This is a genomic window from Kitasatospora sp. CM 4170, from assembly GCF_032110285.1.
GTDB lineage: Bacteria > Actinomycetota > Actinomycetes > Streptomycetales > Streptomycetaceae > Kitasatospora > Kitasatospora aburaviensis.
This window is the reverse complement of record NZ_CP134877.1, coordinates 5,257,007-5,273,109: the sequence shown is the minus strand read 5'-3', so window position 1 is coordinate 5,273,109 and position 16,103 is coordinate 5,257,007. Positions and strand designations below refer to the sequence as shown.

Genomic DNA, 16,103 nt, shown 5'->3' with positions numbered 1-16,103 from the left:
GCCGGACGGCGGCAACGCAGAGGCCCGCCCCCGCGCCGGACGGCGCGGGGGCGGGCCTGCGTGAACCCGGGTCAGGCGGCCGCCGGGGCCGCCTCCTTGCCCGAGGCCTGGGCCGGGATCGAGGCCGAGCCGTCGAGCAGCTCGCCGGTCGGGTTGTTGTACGCGACCAGGTCGAGGGTCTTCTCGCGGGCGGCCACCAGGATCGGCACGACGGCCTGGCCGGCGACGTTGGTCGCGGTGCGCATCATGTCGAGGATCGGGTCGATCGCGAGCAGCAGGCCGACGCCCTCCAGCGGCAGACCGAGCGTCGACAGGGTCAGCGTCAGCATCACGATCGCACCGGTGAGACCGGCCGTGGCGGCCGAGCCGATGACCGAGACGAAGGCGATCAGCAGGTAGTCCTTGATGCCGAGGTCGATGCCGTAGACCTGGGCGACGAAGATCGCGGCCAGCGAGGGGTAGATCGCGGCGCAACCGTCCATCTTGGTCGTCGCGCCGAACGGCACGGCGAACGAGGCGTACTCGCCCGGCACCCCGAGGCGCTCGGTGACGCGGCGGGTGACCGGCAGGGTGCCGACCGAGGAGCGGGATACGAAGGCCAGCTGGATGGCGGGCCAGGCGCCCTTGAAGAAGTTCAGCGGGTTGAGGCCCGCGGCGAACCTCAGCAGCAGGGAGTAGACGCCGAACAGCACCAGCGCGCAGCCGACGTAGATGTCGACGGTCAGGGTCGCGAAGGGCTCCAGCAGGTCCCAGCCGTACTTGGCGACGGACTTGCCGATCAGGCCGAGGGTGCCGAGCGGCGAGAGGCGGATGACCCACCAGAGCGCGGTCTGGATCAGCTCCAGCACGGACTCGCTGAGCTTGAGGACCGGCTCGGCCTTGCTGCCGAGCTTGAGGATCGCCGCGCCGGTCACGATCGCCAGGAAGACGATCTGGAGGACCTCGACCTCGGTGAAGGCCGTCACGATGTTGGTCGGGAAGATGCCGGTCAGGAAGTCGATCCAGCTGCCCGTGGACTTCGGCGCCTTGAGGCCCTCGGTCTTGAGGTCGGTGCCCTCACCCGGGTTGGTCAGCAGGCCCAGGCCCAGACCGATCCCGACCGCGATCAGCGAGGTGATCGCGAACCAGAGCAGGGTGCGGACGGCCAGCCGGGCCGCGTTGGTCACGTTCCGCAGGTTGGCCACGGACACCACGATCGCGGTGAACACCAGCGGCGGGACGGCCAGCTTCAGCAGCTGGACGAAGATCTTGCCGATGGTCTCCAGGGTGGTGGCCAGCCAGGAGATGTCGGCGGTGCGGGCCAGGTAGCCGAGGCCGGCGCCGAGCACGAGGCCGGCGACGATCTGGACCCAGAACGGGGTCTTGCGGATTCGGGCGAGCACGGACGGCGACGTGGTCGCCTCGGGCGCTGTGGGCATGGCAGTGCGGCTCCGGGGGAGGGCGTTGCTGACGGTGGGGTGGGGCGGGGAAGGCGGCACGGCGCGCGGGCCGGGCAGGGAGGAGCCGGGCCCCGGTCAGGGGCGTGCCGCCCGCATACAGCTCATGGCGCGACAACGGCGCGGGCTGTCCACAGCACCGGGCAGGCAGCACGGGCGGGCGGCGGTGGGCGTCGCGCCCAGGCCGTGCATCCGGAGTGCTCCTGAGGTGGTCATGGCCGACACGTTAGCAGTAAAGGTTTGAGATGTTCAAAGTTGTTGTTTGAGATGTGGGTGCACACCGATCAAATCCGGACACGAACGAGGCTGATGCCCCATCAGCTCGACCTCGGCCCTCGATTGACCGGCGCTGGTTATACGTATAACTTGGAGGGCACCCCCGCCCACCCCTGCCCGGAACGGAGAGCCGTCCATGGGCTATCTCGCCCTGCTCCGCGCCCCGCACGTCAGCCGCCTCCTCTTCGGCACCCTGCTCGGCCGCCTCCCGGCCGGCATGACCGCCCTGGTGATCGCGCTGGCCCTGCGCGAGGCCGGTGCGCCGTACAGCCGGATCGGGCTGGCCACCGCGGCCTACGCGATCTCGGCCGCCGTCGGCGGACCGGTGCTGGGGCGGATCGTGGACCGCACCGGGCAGCCGCGGGTGCTGCTCGCCTCCGCCGTGATCGCCGGCGGCGGCTACGCGCTGCTGGCACTCGCACCCGGCTCGGCGGTCGCCGCACCGCTCGGCGCCGCCGTCGCCGGACTGGCCATGCCGCCGCTCGAACCCTGCCTGCGCTCGCTCTGGCCCGACGTCGTCGAGGACGAGCAGCTCGACACCGCGTACGCCTTCGACTCCGCCTCGCAGCAGATCCTCTACGTGGCCGGCCCGCTCGCGGTGGCCGGCATCGCGGGCGCGGTCAGCCCGGTGGCGGCGCTCTGGGTGGCCGCCGCCCTGGGGCTGGCCGGGGCCCTGATCGTGGCCACCGCCGCACCGGCCCGGGCCTGGCAGGCGCCGCCGCGCGCGCACTCCTCCGGTCTGCTCGGACCGCTCCGCTCCCCCGGCCTGGTCCTGCTGCTGATCGGCCTGGCCGGCGCGGGCTGGGCGGTCGGCGCGCAGAACGTGTTGTTCATCGCGTACGCCGAGGCCCACGAGGGCGGCCTGCCCGGCGGTGCCGGGACGCTGCTGGCGCTGGCGGCGCTCGGCGGCCTGCTGGGCGCGCTGGCCTACGGCGCGGTGAAGTGGCGCAGCAGCACCGCCACCCGGACGTGGATCATGGCGCTCGGGATGGCCGTCAGCTACGTCCCGCTGGTGCTGCTGCCCGGTCCGCTCGCGATGGCGGGGCTGGCGTTCCTCTCCGGGATCGGGCTGGCGCCGCTGCTGGCGGCCGCGTTCGTCCTGGTCGCGGAGCTGGCGCCGGTCGGCACGGTGACCGAGGCGTTCGCCTGGCTGGTGACGCTGTTCGCGACCGGCAACTCGCTCGGCTACGCCGTCTCCGGCAACCTCGCCGAGGGGTCGCTGAGCTCGGTGGCGCTCTGCGCGGCCGGCGGCATCGGGCTGGGCGCGCTGCTGCTGTTCGGCGCACGCCGCTGGTTCCGGCCCGCCCCGGCCGACGCCGCGCCCGCCGCGACCGCCGCGACCACGCTGGCCGAACCGGTGCCGGCGGCCTGAGGCCGGAGCACTCCCCGCAGTCGTGACTGCGCCCGTCGGACCGGGTGGTCTGGCCGACGGGCGCAGTCGCTTTCGTGTCGCCCCTGCGGCCGTCCTCCCCGCAGTCCCGGCGATCCCGGCACCCCGACGCTCCCGGCGATCCCGGCACCCCCCGACGCTCCCGGCGGCCCCCCGGGCTCAGGCCGCGGCGGTCGAGGAGCGCAGGACCAGCGAGGTGGCCAGCGGTGGCACCGCCGCGACCGGCTCGCCGCGGAGCAGGTCGGCGAGCGCCGCCACGCCGGCCCGGCCCAGCTCCTCGCCGGGGAGGTCGACGGTGGTGAGCGGCGGGGCGAGCAGCGCGGCGACCGGGACGTTGTCGATGCCGACCACCGAGAGGTCGGCGGGGACGCGCAGCCCGAGTTCGACGGCCGCCTGGTAGACCCCGGAGGCCACCACGTCGTCGTCGCAGATCACCGCGCGCGGGCGGTCCGGGTGCTCCAGCAGCCGGTGGGCGACGCTGTGGGCGGCCGGCTGGCCCTCGTTGAGGCTGACCCCGAACTCGACCACGTCCAGGCCGAGCGCCTCGGCCGCCCGCTCGAACGCGGCCTGACGGACCCGGAAGGTGTACGCGGAGTGGGTGGAGCGCAGCCGGCCGATCCGGCGGTGGCCGAGCGCGGCCAGGTGCTCGACGGCGGCGCGCATGCCGCCGGCCACGTCCAGCTCGATGGTCGGGCGGGCCCGATCCGTCCCGGGATCGGCGTCCAGGAAGACCGCGGGGGTGTCGGCGGGCAACTCGCCGAGCTGGCTGTCGTCCGGGGAGCAGATCAGCAGGCCGTCGAACCGGCTGGTGGTGGCGGCCTCGGCCAGGGTGGCGCTCCCCCAGCCCGAGCTGACCACGACCGCGAGGCCGTGCTTGCCGGCCTCCTCGTGGACGCCCTCCAGCACCCGGCCGAAGAACGGGCCGAGGATGTTCGGCACCGCCAGCAGGATCATGCCGCTGCGGCCGAGGCGCAGCTGCCGGCCGGCGGCCTGCGGGCGGTAGCCGAGGCTGCGGGCAGCCTCCCGGACCCGCTCCCGGGTGGCGTCGGAGACCCGGCGGCCGGCCTCGGAGCCGGAGAACACCAGGGAGACGGTGGCCTGCGAGACCCCGGCGAGCCGGGCGACGTCGCGCCCGGTGGGGCGGCGGACGGGGGCCGGCCAGGTGCCGCTCGCCGGTTCACCCGGCCCCTCGGGCACGCCGGACGCACGCGGCGCGCGCGGGGCGGCTCCGGCGGGAGGCCCGGCGCCCGCGCCATCGGCGTCGAAGCCGTCGGCGCGCGGAGTCCCGGAGCTCGGGGTGTCGGAGCTCGGAGTCCCGGAGCTCGGAGTCCCAGAGCTCGGGGTGTCGGCGGCGGGGTCGGGTGCGGGCACGGCGGCGGCGCGGCTCAGTTCTGCGCGGCGGCCGCACGGGCGGCGTCGTCGGCGGCGTCCTCCTCCGCGTTCTGCGCCGCGATCCGGTCCTTCGTGCGGTTGCGCAGGCCGTCGACCTTGCCGGAGATCTGGGCCGACATCTCGTCGCGCTGCTTGCTCAGCAGGACGTAGCTGAGCGGCGCCGAGACCACCGCGGCCAGCAGGAAGAGGAAGACCACGCCGAGCTCGCCCCGGACCGGGATCAGCTGGAAGTGGCCGAGCAGCAGGGCGACCAGCAGGCAGCCCAGGAAGATGCTGACCCGCAGGGAGGTGTAACGGAGCGTGGCGTGCGACTTGTTGCTCACATTGCTGCTCACCGGGGACACGTCCTTCTCTGCGCGGGGGCTGGGCCGGTCTCCCAGTGAAGCATGCCCGACGCCCCGCGCGGGGAACGGGTGGCCCGTCCCCCGCGACCCACCGTCCTCGGCCCGCCGTGCCCGGGGCCGATCGGCGCGTCCGGCCGTGGCGTCGGCACCGGCCGGGGCGGTCAGCGCAGGTCGAGCCACATGGTGACGTCGTCCCGGTCGTCCCCGGGGGCGACCCGGATGGTGCCGGGCACCCGGCCGACCTCGACGTAGCCGCAGCGCCCGTAGAACCGCTCCAGGCCGAGCCCGCCGCGGACGTAGAGCCGCAGGCCGGCCAGCCCCCAGTCCCGGGCGAGCCGCTCGGCCTCGGCCATCAGCTCCGCGCCGTGGCCCCGCCCCTGCAGCTCGGGGTGGACCATCACCCGGCTGAGCAGCCGCCAGTGGTCCATCGGCGCGAACCGCATCGACTCGAAGAAGAGCATCCCGGCCGCCCGGCCGGTCTCCGCCTCGTGCGCGACCAGCAACCGGTCCGGGCCGGACGGCGCGACCTCCGCAAACTGCTTCTCCGCGGTGACCCAGACCTCGTCCTCCGTCACCGGGGCGACGAAGCCGACGGCGCCGCCCGCGTTGGTGGCGTCGGTCCAGAGCCGGACGAGGTCCTGCCGCAGCTCGGTGTCGAGGTCGGGATCGAGCGTGAAGGTGAGTGCCATGGCCGTCGAGCCTATCCGTGCCCCACGACACCCCACGAGGACCGCCGACCTTCCACGACGCCTTTCGGCGGGTCCTAGGACAGGGCCGGAACGGTGCGGTCGGCCCGGTCCTCGCGGTTCGCCCCCAGGGCCAGGCAGAGCAGGACGGCCACCGCGCAGAGGGCGCCGGCCGCGTACCAGGCGAGGTCGTAGTCGCCGAACGCGTCCCGGGCCAGGCCGGCCAGGCCGGCCACCACCGCGGCGCCGATCTGGTGGCAGGCCAGCACCCAGCCGAAGACGATCGGCGCGTCCTGGCCGAAGTGGCGGCGGCAGAGCGCGACGGTCGGCGGCACGGTGGCCACCCAGTCGAGGCCGTAGAAGATCACGAAGGCCAGGATCGGCGGCTCCAGCGAGCCCGCGAAGAGCTGCGGGAGCAGGAGCAGCGAGAGGCCGCGCAGCGCGTAGTAGACGACCAGCAGCAGCCGGGAGTCGAAGCGGTCGGTGAACCAGCCGCTGGCGATCGTGCCCACCACGTCGAAGACGCCGATCAGCGCGAGCAGGCTCGCCGCGGTGGTGACTGGCAGGCCGTGGTCGTGGGCGGCCGGGATGAAGTGGGTGCCGACCAGGCCGGCCGTGGTCGCGCCGCAGATCGCGAAGGAGCCGGCCAGCAGCCAGAACGCCCTGCTGCGGGCCGCGTCGCGGAGCACCCGCAGCGAACGGGCCAGCGCGCCGCCGCTCGGCACCGGGGCGGGCGGAGCCTCGGTGGCACCGTACGGGAGCAGGCCGAGGTCGGCGGGGCGCTCGCGCATCAGCAGCAGCACCGGGACGGCCACCGCGGTGGCGGCCAGCGAGACGACCACGACCGCGGAGCGCCAGCCGTGCTGCTCCACCAGCCAGGCGCCGACCGGCAGGAAGACCAGGTTGCCGGCGGCACCGGCCGCGGTGAGCACGCCGGTGACCAGGCCCTGCCGGGCCCGGAACCAGCGCCCGGTGACGGTGGTGGCGAAGGCGCCGGCCATCGAGCCGCTGCCGAGGCCGACCAGCACGCCCCAGCAGAGCACCAGTTGCCAGGGTTCGCGCATCAGCATGGTCAGGCCGGCACCGACGGAGATGGTGAGCAGCGCGCAGACCACCACCAGCCGCACGCCGAAGCGGTCCATCAGGGCGGCGGCGAAGGGGGCGGTGAGGCCGTAGAGGGCGAGGTTGACCGAGGTGGCGCTGGAGATCGTCGCCATCGACCAGCCGAACTCGTTGTGCAGCGCGTCCATCATCAGGCCGGGCGTGGAGCGGAAGCCGGCCGAGCCGAGCAGCACCAGCAGGGAGACCGCCGCCACCACCCAGGCGTAGTGCACCCGGGGCCCGCGCGGGCCGGCGGTGGCGGGAGCGGTCGTGGGAGCAGTGGCGGGAGCGGCGGCGTCGTGGAGTGTGGGGGAATCGTCGAGTGCGGGGGCGTTCCGTTCGTTCACGCGGCCGAGTCTCCCGAAGGGGCGGAACCCGGACGAGTGGCCTGACTGCCAGCTTTCGTAAGAATCGGGCCACCGGCCCGGCGTACGCTGGGGCCGACACGACGGCGGTGGACGAAGGGAGAGCGGGGTGGCCCACAAGGTCGCGGTGCTGGCGCTCAACGGGGTGATCGCCTTCGAACTGGGCATCCCGGCAAGGATCTTCGAGTCGGCCAGGGACGCCTCGGGTGCCCCGCTCTACCGGGTGGCCACCTGCACATTGGACGGCCGGCCGGTCGAGACCAGCACCGACTTCCGGGTGGCCGTCGACCACGGGCCCGAACTCCTGGAATGGGCCGACACCGTGGTCGTCCCGGCCTCCAAGGACCCGGGACCGATGCAGGTGGACGCCCGGCTCACCCCCGAGCTCGCCGCCGCACTGGCCCGGATCCGGCCCGGCACCCGGCTGGTGTCGATCTGCACCGGCTCCTTCGTGCTGGCCGCCGCCGGCCTGCTGGACGGCCGCCCGGCCACCACCCACTGGCGCTACACCGAGCGCTTCGCGGCGCTCTTCCCGGCCGTCCGCCTCGACCCGGACGTGCTGTTCACGGACGACGGCGACGTGCTCACCTCCGGCGGGGTGGCGGCCGGCGTCGACCTCTGCCTGCACATCGTCCGCCGCGACCACGGCAGCGCGGTGGCCAACACGGTGGCCCGCCACTGCCTGGTGCCGCCGTGGCGCGAGGGCGGCCAGAAGCAGTACGTCGAGCTTCCCCGCCCCAGTACGGAGCCCGGCAGCGGCACGGCCGCCGTCCGCTCCTGGGCGCTGGAGCACCTCGCGGAGCCACTGTCGCTGCGGCAGCTCGCCGACCGGGCCGGCATGAGCGTGCGGACCTTCACCCGGCGGTTCCGGGAGGAGACGGGCGCCAGCCCCGGCCAGTGGCTCACGGTGCAGCGCACCGAGCGGGCCCGGCAGCTGCTGGAACGCACCGATCTGACGATCGACCAGGTGGCCCGGGAGTCCGGCTTCGGCACCGCCGCCTCGCTCCGACTGCAACTGCGCGGCCGGCTGGACGTGGCGCCGAGCGCGTACCGGCGGACCTTCCGGACGGCCGAACGGGTCGGCTGACGGCCCGGCGGGCGGGGCCGGGGGCGGATCCGCGGGCGGGGCCGGGGCGGGGTCCGTGGCGCGGGGCCGCGGGCGGACCGACCGCGAGCCGCGGACGCGCGCCCTCCGGAAATGGCGCGAAAGTGAGTCCCCGGGCGACGGGAACCACTCCCCGACCGGACGGATTGGATGGCGACAGGCCGCACGCACCCCGAGCACGGCACGGCCGGCCGCCATCCAACCGCAGCGCACGGGCCCTGAACCCGCACGACCGCCCTCCGCACTCGCCAAGGAGCCACCACGCGATCGGCAGCGCACGGCCCCCCTGCTGACATGGTCCCCCTGGACAGCAGCACCGCAGCGGCGTTCGGGTGTTCCCTCGGCGTCCCCTCGCAACGAAGAGCTGCTCCCAAGCGTGATCAGTCGGATACATCACGTCAATGGGTTGTCCGAAATTCGGAATGGTTGCGTCAGGTTTCGGCCCGATGATCGCCGGACGGGCCCGGAGCGGATCGGACGCGCCCGCCGGAGCGGACCGGGTTCGCCTGGCGGACCGTCACTGCGCCAGCGCCGCCCAGTCCACGGCGGCCAGCGGGTCCACCGGGGCGGCGTCCGCGCCGATCTCGCACCAGACCCGCTTGCCCGAGCCGTCCGGGTACCAGCCCCAGCGGTCGCAGAGCAGCTCGACGAGTTCCAGGCCGCGGCCGTTGGTGGCGTCGGTGTCCGGGCCGGCGTGCCGAGGGGCGGGGGCCGCCTGGCTGGCGTCGGCGACCTCGACCCGGAGCGGGCCGACCGTCGCCGACTCGCGCACCCCGTCGGCGGCGCCGACCGGGCCGGGGCCGGCCCCCGGCTCGGCACCGTCCATCGGGAAGCAGAGCCGCAGGACTGCCGGACTACCGGTGTGCACCACGGCGTTGGTCACCAGCTCGGAGACGACCAGCACGACCGTCTCGGCGATCGGGGCGTCCGGGTCCACACCGTGGTTGAGCAGTCGCGAGCGCACCCACCGACGGGCCCGGCCGACCTCGGCGGGGTCCGCCTGCACCGCCAGCTGTACCTGTAGAACCTGCACCGCTCCACCACCCGCACTCGCAGTTCGGCCGCCGTCTCGATCGGGATCGGCCGTCCGACCGGCCCGGGCGCGCGCCGGGCCACCGCCTCCGGGCCTCCGCACGTCGCACCCGGCACGTCCGGCCCGCGCCATCTCGTCCGTCGCTCACCGGCCGCGACACGAATACGCCTCAGGATGAGTCGGCGGGAGGACCGCAGCAAGCGCTTCGGGCATATTCCAGCGATCGGGGGACAGGGCAGGGCATACTGTCCCGTTCACTCTCGCGAGCCTCGCACCGGCGCTCGTCCGACCGGGCCGACCGGCCGGACACGCAGGGCGAACCTACCGTCGGACGCCCCGCGGACCCGGGCCGCCACTCGCGAACCACCCGTGCGACATATGTCCAGGCCCCGTCGAACAGCTGCATCGGCGGCAGATCCCACGATGTGACGGTCCGAAACCCCGGGTCCTCCTCTTTCGCGGAATCCCGCCCACCCGCCGAAGGGCGGAGGATACCGTGGGGCGAGGCCGCGGAACGGCGGCGGTACGCGGCGGAACCCCATGGCAGGAGGGTGGGTTGACGGTGGCCACCCCCGGCGGCGCCCCGCGGTGGGACGAGCAGCTCCAGCGCCGCCTCGCCCGCGGCGAGGAGACGGCCCTCGGCGAGCTCTACGACCAGCTCGCGCCGATGGTGCACGGGCTGGCCGGGCGGATACTGGCCGACCAGGCCGCCGCCGCCCAGCTCACCCGGGAGATATTCGCCCACGTCTGGGAGCACCCCGAGGACTTCGATCCGGCCGAGGGCTCGCTCCGCTCCTGGATCGGCGCCCTGACCCACCGCCGCGCCGTGGACCGGCTCCGGATCCGGCGCGCGGCCGAGGCGGTCCCCGGCCACGGCGGCCTCGACGGCCACGACGGCCGTGACGGCTACGGCAACCGCGGTGACCGCGGCGGCGGTTGGAACGGACGCGCCGCCGGCGACGGCCGCGCCACCGACGACGGCCCCGCCGGCGACGGCGCCCGCCGCGGCGGGCGGCCCGGCGGGGGCGACCGGGTCGAGGAGGAGATCCGCGCCGTCGCCACCGCCGCCCGGATCCAGGTCGCGGTCGACTCCCTGCCGCAGACCCTGCGTGAGACCATCACGGTGACGTACTACGACGGCCGCACCTACCAGGAGACGGCCCGCCGGCTCGGCATCAGCGAACAGACCGCCAAGCAGCGGATGCGGCTCGGCCTGGAGCTGCTGGCCACCGAACTCGCCGCGGAGCGCGCCCGCCAGCGGCGGGCCCGCCCGGACGGCGACGACCGGCGGCAGGGCGGCTGCGGACAGCGGCACGGGAACGAGGACGGGGGCACGTGACGACCACCGAGGAGCAGCACGAGGCCCTGCGCTCGCTGCTCGGCGCCTGGGCCCTGGGCGCCTGCCCGCCGCACGAGGCCGCCGACCTGGAGCGCCACCTGCGGGCCTGTCCCGAGTGCGCCGACGAGGCCGCGCGGCTGCGCGAGGCGGCCGGCTGGCTCGCCGTCGACGAACCGCTCGACCAGCCCGGACCGCTCCGCCAGCAGGTGCTCGACTGGTGCCTGGCCCGGCGCCCCGCCGAGCTGCCCGTCCCGGCCTGGGGCGCACCCTACGCCGCGGAGACGGCGAAGTTGGACGCGCTGCTGCGCGACCTGGGCCCGGAGGAGTGGCAGGAGGTGGCCGAACTCCCGTGGCACGGCGGCACCGAGTACCTGCGCCCGGCCGAGGTGCTCTGCCACCTCGCGGCCGTGGACGGCTTCCTGGCCATCGCGCTCGGCATGCCCGACCCCGTCCCCGGCGGCCCCGCACCGGCCGGCGGGCGCCGGGTGCCGCCGCAGGACCAGGGAACGACCCCGCCGCGGGTGCCCGCCCAGGGCGGGCCGGCGGACGACGGCCTCCCGTGGGCCACGATCACCCGGCGCACCGCCCGGCTCGCCGCCGAGCAGGCCGGGCAGCCGCCGCAGCGGGTCCGTGCCCGGTGGCGCCGGCACTGCCACGAGCTGGTCCGCACCGCCGCGCTGGCCCCGCACGGCAGCACGCCGGTCGACTACGGCTTCGCGACCGTGCCGCTGCGCGACGCCTTCGTCGACCGGGCCTTCGAGACCTTCGTCCACGGCGAGGACGTGGCCCGCGCCGTGGCGTACCCGTACGACCCGCCGGCCCCGCAGCACCTGCGGCAGATGGTCGACCTGGCGGTCCGGATGCTGCCGCTCGCGCTGGCGGGGCTGCGCGCCGCCCGCCCCGAGCACGCCGGGGCGCCCACGGGCGCGCCGGACGGCCGTCGGACCGGGCGGCAGCTCCGGCTGGTGATCGACGGGCCGGCGGCCGGGGAGTGGCTGATACCCCTGGACGGCCCGGACGGCGGGCCGCCCGGCGGCGAGCCGGTGGCCTCGATGGTCCTGGACGGGCTGGAGTTCTGCCAGCTGGCCGCCGCACACCGCGATCCGGACCGGCTGCCGGTGGGCGAGCACGGCGACCGGGCCGCGATCCGCGAGGTGCTGCACGCCGCGCCGCTGCTGTCGCGCCCGTAGCCGCGGAACGCCGCCCCGGGCGCCGGGCATCAGGCCCGAGCGCCGGGCGTCAGGCGTCAGGCGCCGGGCGTCAGGCGAAGACGACCGTGCGGCTGCCGTTGAGCAGCACGCGGTGCTCGCTGTGCCACTTCACCGCGCGGGCCAGCGCCTGGCACTCGACGTCCCGTCCGAGCGCGACCAGCTGGTCCGGGGTGACGTCGTGGGTCACCCGGGCCACCTCCTGCTCGATGATCGGGCCCTCGTCCAGGTCGGCGGTGACGTAGTGCGCCGTGGCACCGATCAGCTTCACGCCGCGGGCGTGCGCCTGGTGGTACGGCTTGGCGCCCTTGAAGCTCGGCAGGAAGGAGTGGTGGATGTTGATCACCCGGCCGGACAGCGCCGTGCAGAGCTCGTCCGAGAGCACCTGCATGTAGCGGGCCAGCACGACCAGCTCGACGTTCTCCTTGGCGACCAGGTCCAGCAGCTGCTGCTCGGCCTCGGCCTTGGTGTCCCGGGTGACCGGGATGTGGTGGAACGGGATCCCGTAGCCCTCGGTGAGGTCCCGGAAGTCGGTGTGGTTGGAGACCACCGCGGCGATCTCCACCGGCAGCGCACCGATCCGGGTGCGGAACAGCAGGTCGTTCAGGCAGTGCCCGAACTTGCTGACCATCAGGACGATCCGCATCCGCTCCTCGGCCGGGTGGATCTGCCAGTCCATCCCGAACGAGGCCCCGATCGCGGCGAAACTGGCCCGCAGCTTGTCGACGGTGACCCCCTCGGCGGCGGAGAAGTGCACCCGCATGAAGAACAGCCCGCTGTCCCCGTCACCGAACTGCTGGCTGTCGATGATGTTGCAGCCGGTCATGAAGAGGTAACTGGAGACCGCGTGGACGATTCCCTGCTTGTCGGGGCAGGACAGCGTGAGGACGTACTGGGCGCTGGCCGTCTGCTGTTCCACGTGGGGGGTATCCCGTCCTGAGGTCGTGCCGTCGGTGAATGGTCCAGCGTGTCACATCCTGGACGGCCGCCGTCCCGCTGCCCGTACTGCGGGACGGCCCGGCCCACCGGGGCCCGGGGGGACCTCAGGACGAGGTCAGGATCCGCAGCACGTCCAGCGAGCGCGGTGGGGCGTCCGGGTCCTCGCCGTCGTTGACCGCGAGCTTGACGTGCGCCTCGCGGGCCGCCCGGACCGCTTCCGGCCAGCCGTGGTGCCCGAGGTAGGCGGAGGCCGGGGCGTCGGCGCCGACCTCGTGCAGGATCCGGACCACCCGGAGCACCGCGACGTCCACCACCGCGGCCTCGGCCGAGTCGCGGAAGATCGTCCCGACGTACTTCTCGGCCGACCAGCGGTCCAGCCAGGTGTCCTCGACCAGGCGGTAGACGGCGTCGGTCACGTCACCGAAGCCCGCACGGCCGGACATCCAGGTCTCCTGCTGGAACCCGGGGTCGGACAGCATGTGGAGCGCCGAGCGGAGTCGGGCTCGCCAGCGCCACCAGGGCAGGTCGTTGAGCGGCATGCCGCCCATCGTGCTGGAGCGGTGGCCCGGACGAGAAGAGTTTCGGGCAGACCGATACGAAGAATCTGTGCTGGCGGACATGGCTGACGATCGTACGTTCCCCCACCGTTCGTACTCCACTCCGCATCTACACGCGTCCGAGCCTGGATTTCTACTTCCGTTGGTGAACCGTTCGCCATCCGGTCCTCTCGGCTTGCGGCACCGGGGCTTGGCTGTTGCCGGTGCGCCGCAGCCGCCTCAGGAGGGAAGACCGATGAGCAGCCGAAGGGGCCCGTCCCAGGATCACAGCACGATCACCGAGCGGCAGCGTCGCCGCCCGATCGCCGCAGTCGCCGCCGCCGCGGCCCTGCTCCCGACCCTCTTCTCGGCCTCCGCGTGCGGCGGACCGGCCGACGCCGCCACCAAGAGCGGCGACCTGACCGTCATGACCTGGGCACCGTCCGGCACGGGCAGCGCCGACCGGCCCGGCATGACCGCCCTCGCCGAGGCGATCGGCAAGGACATCAACACCAAGGGCGGCCTCAACGGCCGCACCATCAGGGTGCTCACCTGCAACGAGCACAACACCGCGGCCGGTGCCACGGCCTGCGCCCAGCAGGCGGTGGACGCCAACGCGGTCGCCGTGATCGGCTCGTACAGCCAGTACGGCGACCGGTTCATGCCGGTCCTGGAGCGGGCCGGCATCCCGCTGATCGGCGGCTACGGGATCTCGCAGCCCGAGTTCAGCAGCCCGCTCTCGTACCCGGTGGCCGGCGGCATGCCGGCGCTGATCGGGGGCAGCGGCCGCCAGCTGGTGGAGGCCGGCTGCAAGAGCGTCTCGCTGGTCCGTCCGGACACCCCGGCCGGGGACAACCTGCTCGGCTACCTGGCCAACGCGCTCAAGCCGGCCGGGATCAAGCTGCTCGACGTCAAGGCGCCGGAGCAGTCCTCCGACTACTCGGCGGTGATCCGCAAGGCGGTCGGCAAGGACGAGGCGGGCAACTGCATGACCTCCGCCCTGGCCGCCGAGCCGACCAGCAACCTGCTGGACTCCTACCGCCGGGTGGGGCCGAAGAACACCAGGATCGCCTCGGTGATCGGCAGCGTGCAGCAGTCGGTGGTCGACTCGACCGGCGGCGACGGCGGCCCGCTCTCCGGCGCCTACGTGACCGGCTGGTTCCCGCCGGAGTCCGCCAGGATCTGGGACTCCCTCCGCGCGGTGGTCCGCAGCGACGCCGCCGGCGGCCGGGCCATCGACGTGGCCGACCCCGGGGTGCAGACCACCTGGGTCGGGTACGAGGTGTTCCGGCAGGTGTCCGACCGGCTGAGCTCGGCCGGCCGGCCGGTCACCGCCAAGACGATCACCGCGCTGCTGGACGGCGGCGAGCAGGTGGACGTGGGCCTCACCCCGCCGCTGAACTGGGGCACCACCAACATGCTGCCGAGCACCGAGTCGCCGCGGCTGGTGAACACCTGGGTCACGTACCAGGTGGTCAAGGGCGGTCGGCTCGCCCTCCAGCAGCCGGGCTTCGTCGACGTGCGCTGGGTGCTCACCGGCGCCCGGCCACCGGCCTGACGCCACCGCCGGAGGGGTCGGCCCGGGTCACCGGTCCGGCCCGTTCGGCGTTCCCGGACCCGGGCGTTCCCGGGCTCTCGACCTTCCCGGCCCCCGGCTTTCCCGGGCCCCCGGCGTTTCCCGGCCTCCCGGGCGGCGACTCAGAGGTCGCCGTCGCCGCGGTTCGGCAGGCCGGTCTGGCCGGCGATCGCGTTCCAGAGGCCGGAGGCCTGCTTCTTCGCGTTGGTGGCCGAACCGCTGGCCTGCACCGCGTTCTTGTAGTGCTGATTGTCGGTCTTCTTGGCGTCGCAGCCGCCCTGCATGTCGCCGGCCCAGGCCGCGTACTCGTCGTCGGCGGTCGCCGAGGCCTGCCAGGCCGCATTGAGCTGCTCGACCAGCTGCGGGCCGCTCGGCAGCTTGTCCGTCTTCAGCGCCGCGAGCTTGGTCTGCAGCTCCCGGCGCTTGCCCGCGGCGTCGGTCAGCGCCTGCTGGGACTCCGGCAGCTTGTCGCACTTCTGCACCGCGCCCACCGCGCCGATCACCGCCTGGCGGCTGTCGTTGGCGGTGCCCAGCAGGTCGGAGAGCGCCTGGGCCTGGGCCTTGACCTCCGGGCTGACGGACGGCGCCGCCGAGCCGGTCGCGGCCGGCGAGCCGGTGGACGTACCGCTGCCGGTGACCGCCGGGCCGGCCTTCTTCTCCGGGCCGGGCGCGTCGTCGCCGCCGCTCATCAGGACGGCGACCAGGACGCCGGCCGCCACGCAGCCCGCCACCACGCCGCCGATGACCAGCTTGTTGGACGAACGGCCGCCGCGCCCGGAGCCGGCCTGGGTCGGGAAGTCCCGGCCCGGGTACTCCGGCGCGGCCGGCTGGCCGTACTGGCCCTGCTGGGCCGGGTGGCCCTGACCGGACTGCTGCGGGAAGCCGGGGACCGGTGCGGCCGGTGCGGCCTGCGGGTAACCGGGCTGGGCCGGGTACCCGCCGGCGGCCGGGTCCCCGGTGGGGTACGGCGGCAGGTACTGGGTGTCCGGGGCCGGCTCGGCCTGCGGGTAACCGGGCTGCGGGGCCCCGCCCCACGGCGCGGCCTGGGCCGGCATGGCCTGGGTCGGCATGGCGTGCGCGCCCTCGCCGAGGTACTCGGGCCGCCCGGACGGCGGTCCGGCCGGGGGCAGGTAGGACTGCCCGACCGACGGCCCGCCCGTCGGCTGCTGCTGGCCGGGCACGGCCTGGCCCTGCGGCTGGCCCGGCTGGCCCTGCGGCTGACCGGGCTCGGGGCGGAACAGGTCGTCCAGGTTGAAGTCACCCGAGTTGGGGTACGAGCGGCGCTGGCTCAACGCGATTCCTCACCTGTGCACGACCGCGCGCTGACGGCGGACCACATCTCGTCGGTTCTTGGGAGCATCACAGTTCCTTGGACGT

14 protein-coding genes are annotated in these 16,103 nt (G+C 74.5%); 5 read left to right on the top strand and 9 right to left on the bottom strand.

Going from position 1 to position 16,103, the window contains the following annotated elements:
- Positions 1 to 71: 71 nt before the first annotated feature.
- Positions 72 to 1,418 carry a dicarboxylate/amino acid:cation symporter gene (locus tag RMN57_RS22570; RefSeq protein ID WP_313765148.1) on the bottom strand — a complete coding sequence of 449 codons (1,347 nt, stop codon included), beginning with the start codon at positions 1,416 to 1,418 and terminating at the stop codon, positions 72 to 74.
- A gap of 430 nt (positions 1,419 to 1,848) precedes the next feature.
- Between RMN57_RS22570 and RMN57_RS22565 the strand changes: the two genes are divergently transcribed.
- Positions 1,849 to 3,084: an MFS transporter gene (locus RMN57_RS22565; protein ID WP_313765147.1), complete on the top strand. Its 1,236-nt coding sequence runs from the start codon at positions 1,849 to 1,851 to the stop codon at positions 3,082 to 3,084.
- A 177-nt stretch (positions 3,085 to 3,261) separates the two neighbouring features.
- Here RMN57_RS22565 and RMN57_RS22560 read toward each other — a convergent pair whose 3' ends face one another.
- The 4 genes from RMN57_RS22560 to RMN57_RS22545 form a co-directional block, all read right to left on the bottom strand.
- Positions 3,262 to 4,299 (bottom strand): LacI family DNA-binding transcriptional regulator, encoded by a 1,038-nt coding sequence (locus tag RMN57_RS22560; protein WP_313765146.1) that lies wholly within the window; start codon positions 4,297 to 4,299, stop codon positions 3,262 to 3,264.
- Positions 4,300 to 4,487: 188 nt separating this feature from the next.
- The gene (locus RMN57_RS22555; RefSeq protein WP_313765145.1) at positions 4,488 to 4,829 is read right to left on the bottom strand and encodes a DUF4229 domain-containing protein; all 342 of its coding nucleotides are present in this window, start codon (positions 4,827 to 4,829) and stop codon (positions 4,488 to 4,490) included.
- 170 nt (positions 4,830 to 4,999) lie between these two features.
- Positions 5,000 to 5,527 carry a GNAT family N-acetyltransferase gene (locus RMN57_RS22550; RefSeq protein ID WP_313765144.1) on the bottom strand — a complete coding sequence of 176 codons (528 nt, stop codon included), beginning with the start codon at positions 5,525 to 5,527 and terminating at the stop codon, positions 5,000 to 5,002.
- Between the two features lie 74 nt (positions 5,528 to 5,601).
- On the bottom strand, positions 5,602 to 6,972 hold the full coding sequence (locus RMN57_RS22545) for an MFS transporter (RefSeq protein WP_380235720.1): 1,371 nt from the start codon (positions 6,970 to 6,972) through the stop codon (positions 5,602 to 5,604).
- Between the two features lie 127 nt (positions 6,973 to 7,099).
- Here RMN57_RS22545 and RMN57_RS22540 point away from each other — a divergent pair, with 127 nt between their 5' ends.
- Entirely contained in the window at positions 7,100 to 8,077 is a 978-nt protein-coding gene (locus RMN57_RS22540; protein ID WP_313765143.1) for a helix-turn-helix domain-containing protein, read from the top strand.
- A gap of 535 nt (positions 8,078 to 8,612) precedes the next feature.
- Here RMN57_RS22540 and RMN57_RS22535 read toward each other — a convergent pair.
- Complete coding sequence (locus RMN57_RS22535; RefSeq protein ID WP_313765142.1) at positions 8,613 to 9,128, bottom strand: ATP-binding protein; 516 nt, start codon at positions 9,126 to 9,128, stop codon at positions 8,613 to 8,615.
- A 562-nt stretch (positions 9,129 to 9,690) separates the two neighbouring features.
- Here RMN57_RS22535 and RMN57_RS22530 point away from each other — a divergent pair.
- Together RMN57_RS22530 and RMN57_RS22525 are read left to right on the top strand one after the other, a co-directional pair.
- Positions 9,691 to 10,467, top strand: a complete 777-nt coding sequence (locus tag RMN57_RS22530; RefSeq protein ID WP_313767919.1) for a sigma-70 family RNA polymerase sigma factor — start codon at positions 9,691 to 9,693, stop codon at positions 10,465 to 10,467.
- Positions 10,464 to 11,657: a zf-HC2 domain-containing protein gene (locus RMN57_RS22525; RefSeq protein WP_313765141.1), complete on the top strand. Its 1,194-nt coding sequence runs from the start codon at positions 10,464 to 10,466 to the stop codon at positions 11,655 to 11,657. The genes RMN57_RS22530 and RMN57_RS22525 overlap by 4 nt, the downstream gene beginning before the upstream one ends.
- Before the next feature lie 70 nt (positions 11,658 to 11,727).
- Here the strand turns inward: RMN57_RS22525 and purU are convergent, their stop codons facing one another.
- Together purU and RMN57_RS22515 are read right to left on the bottom strand one after the other, a co-directional pair.
- Complete coding sequence (gene purU / locus RMN57_RS22520; RefSeq protein ID WP_313765140.1) at positions 11,728 to 12,594, bottom strand: formyltetrahydrofolate deformylase; 867 nt, start codon at positions 12,592 to 12,594, stop codon at positions 11,728 to 11,730.
- Positions 12,595 to 12,718: 124 nt separating this feature from the next.
- Positions 12,719 to 13,234: an SCO4402 family protein gene (locus tag RMN57_RS22515; RefSeq protein WP_313765139.1), complete on the bottom strand. Its 516-nt coding sequence runs from the start codon at positions 13,232 to 13,234 to the stop codon at positions 12,719 to 12,721.
- 172 nt (positions 13,235 to 13,406) lie between these two features.
- On the opposite strand from RMN57_RS22515, the gene RMN57_RS22510 reads away from it, so the two are divergent.
- Positions 13,407 to 14,708, top strand: a complete 1,302-nt coding sequence (locus tag RMN57_RS22510) for an ABC transporter substrate-binding protein (RefSeq protein WP_313765138.1) — start codon at positions 13,407 to 13,409, stop codon at positions 14,706 to 14,708.
- Between the two features lie 140 nt (positions 14,709 to 14,848).
- Here RMN57_RS22510 and RMN57_RS22505 read toward each other — a convergent pair whose 3' ends face one another.
- Positions 14,849 to 16,018 (bottom strand): hypothetical protein, encoded by a 1,170-nt coding sequence (locus RMN57_RS22505; protein ID WP_313765137.1) that lies wholly within the window; start codon positions 16,016 to 16,018, stop codon positions 14,849 to 14,851.
- Positions 16,019 to 16,103: the final 85 nt, after the last annotated feature.

Coding starts and splice junctions, on each gene's coding strand:
- RMN57_RS22570 (WP_313765148.1), bottom strand. CDS start 1,418: ATGCCCACAGCGCCCGAGGCGACCACGTCGCCGTCCGTGCTCGCCCGA.
- RMN57_RS22565 (WP_313765147.1), top strand. CDS start 1,849: ATGGGCTATCTCGCCCTGCTCCGCGCCCCGCACGTCAGCCGCCTCCTC.
- RMN57_RS22550 (WP_313765144.1), bottom strand. CDS start 5,527: ATGGCACTCACCTTCACGCTCGATCCCGACCTCGACACCGAGCTGCGG.
- RMN57_RS22515 (WP_313765139.1), bottom strand. CDS start 13,234: ATGTCCGCCAGCACAGATTCTTCGTATCGGTCTGCCCGAAACTCTTCT.
- RMN57_RS22510 (WP_313765138.1), top strand. CDS start 13,407: ATGAGCAGCCGAAGGGGCCCGTCCCAGGATCACAGCACGATCACCGAG.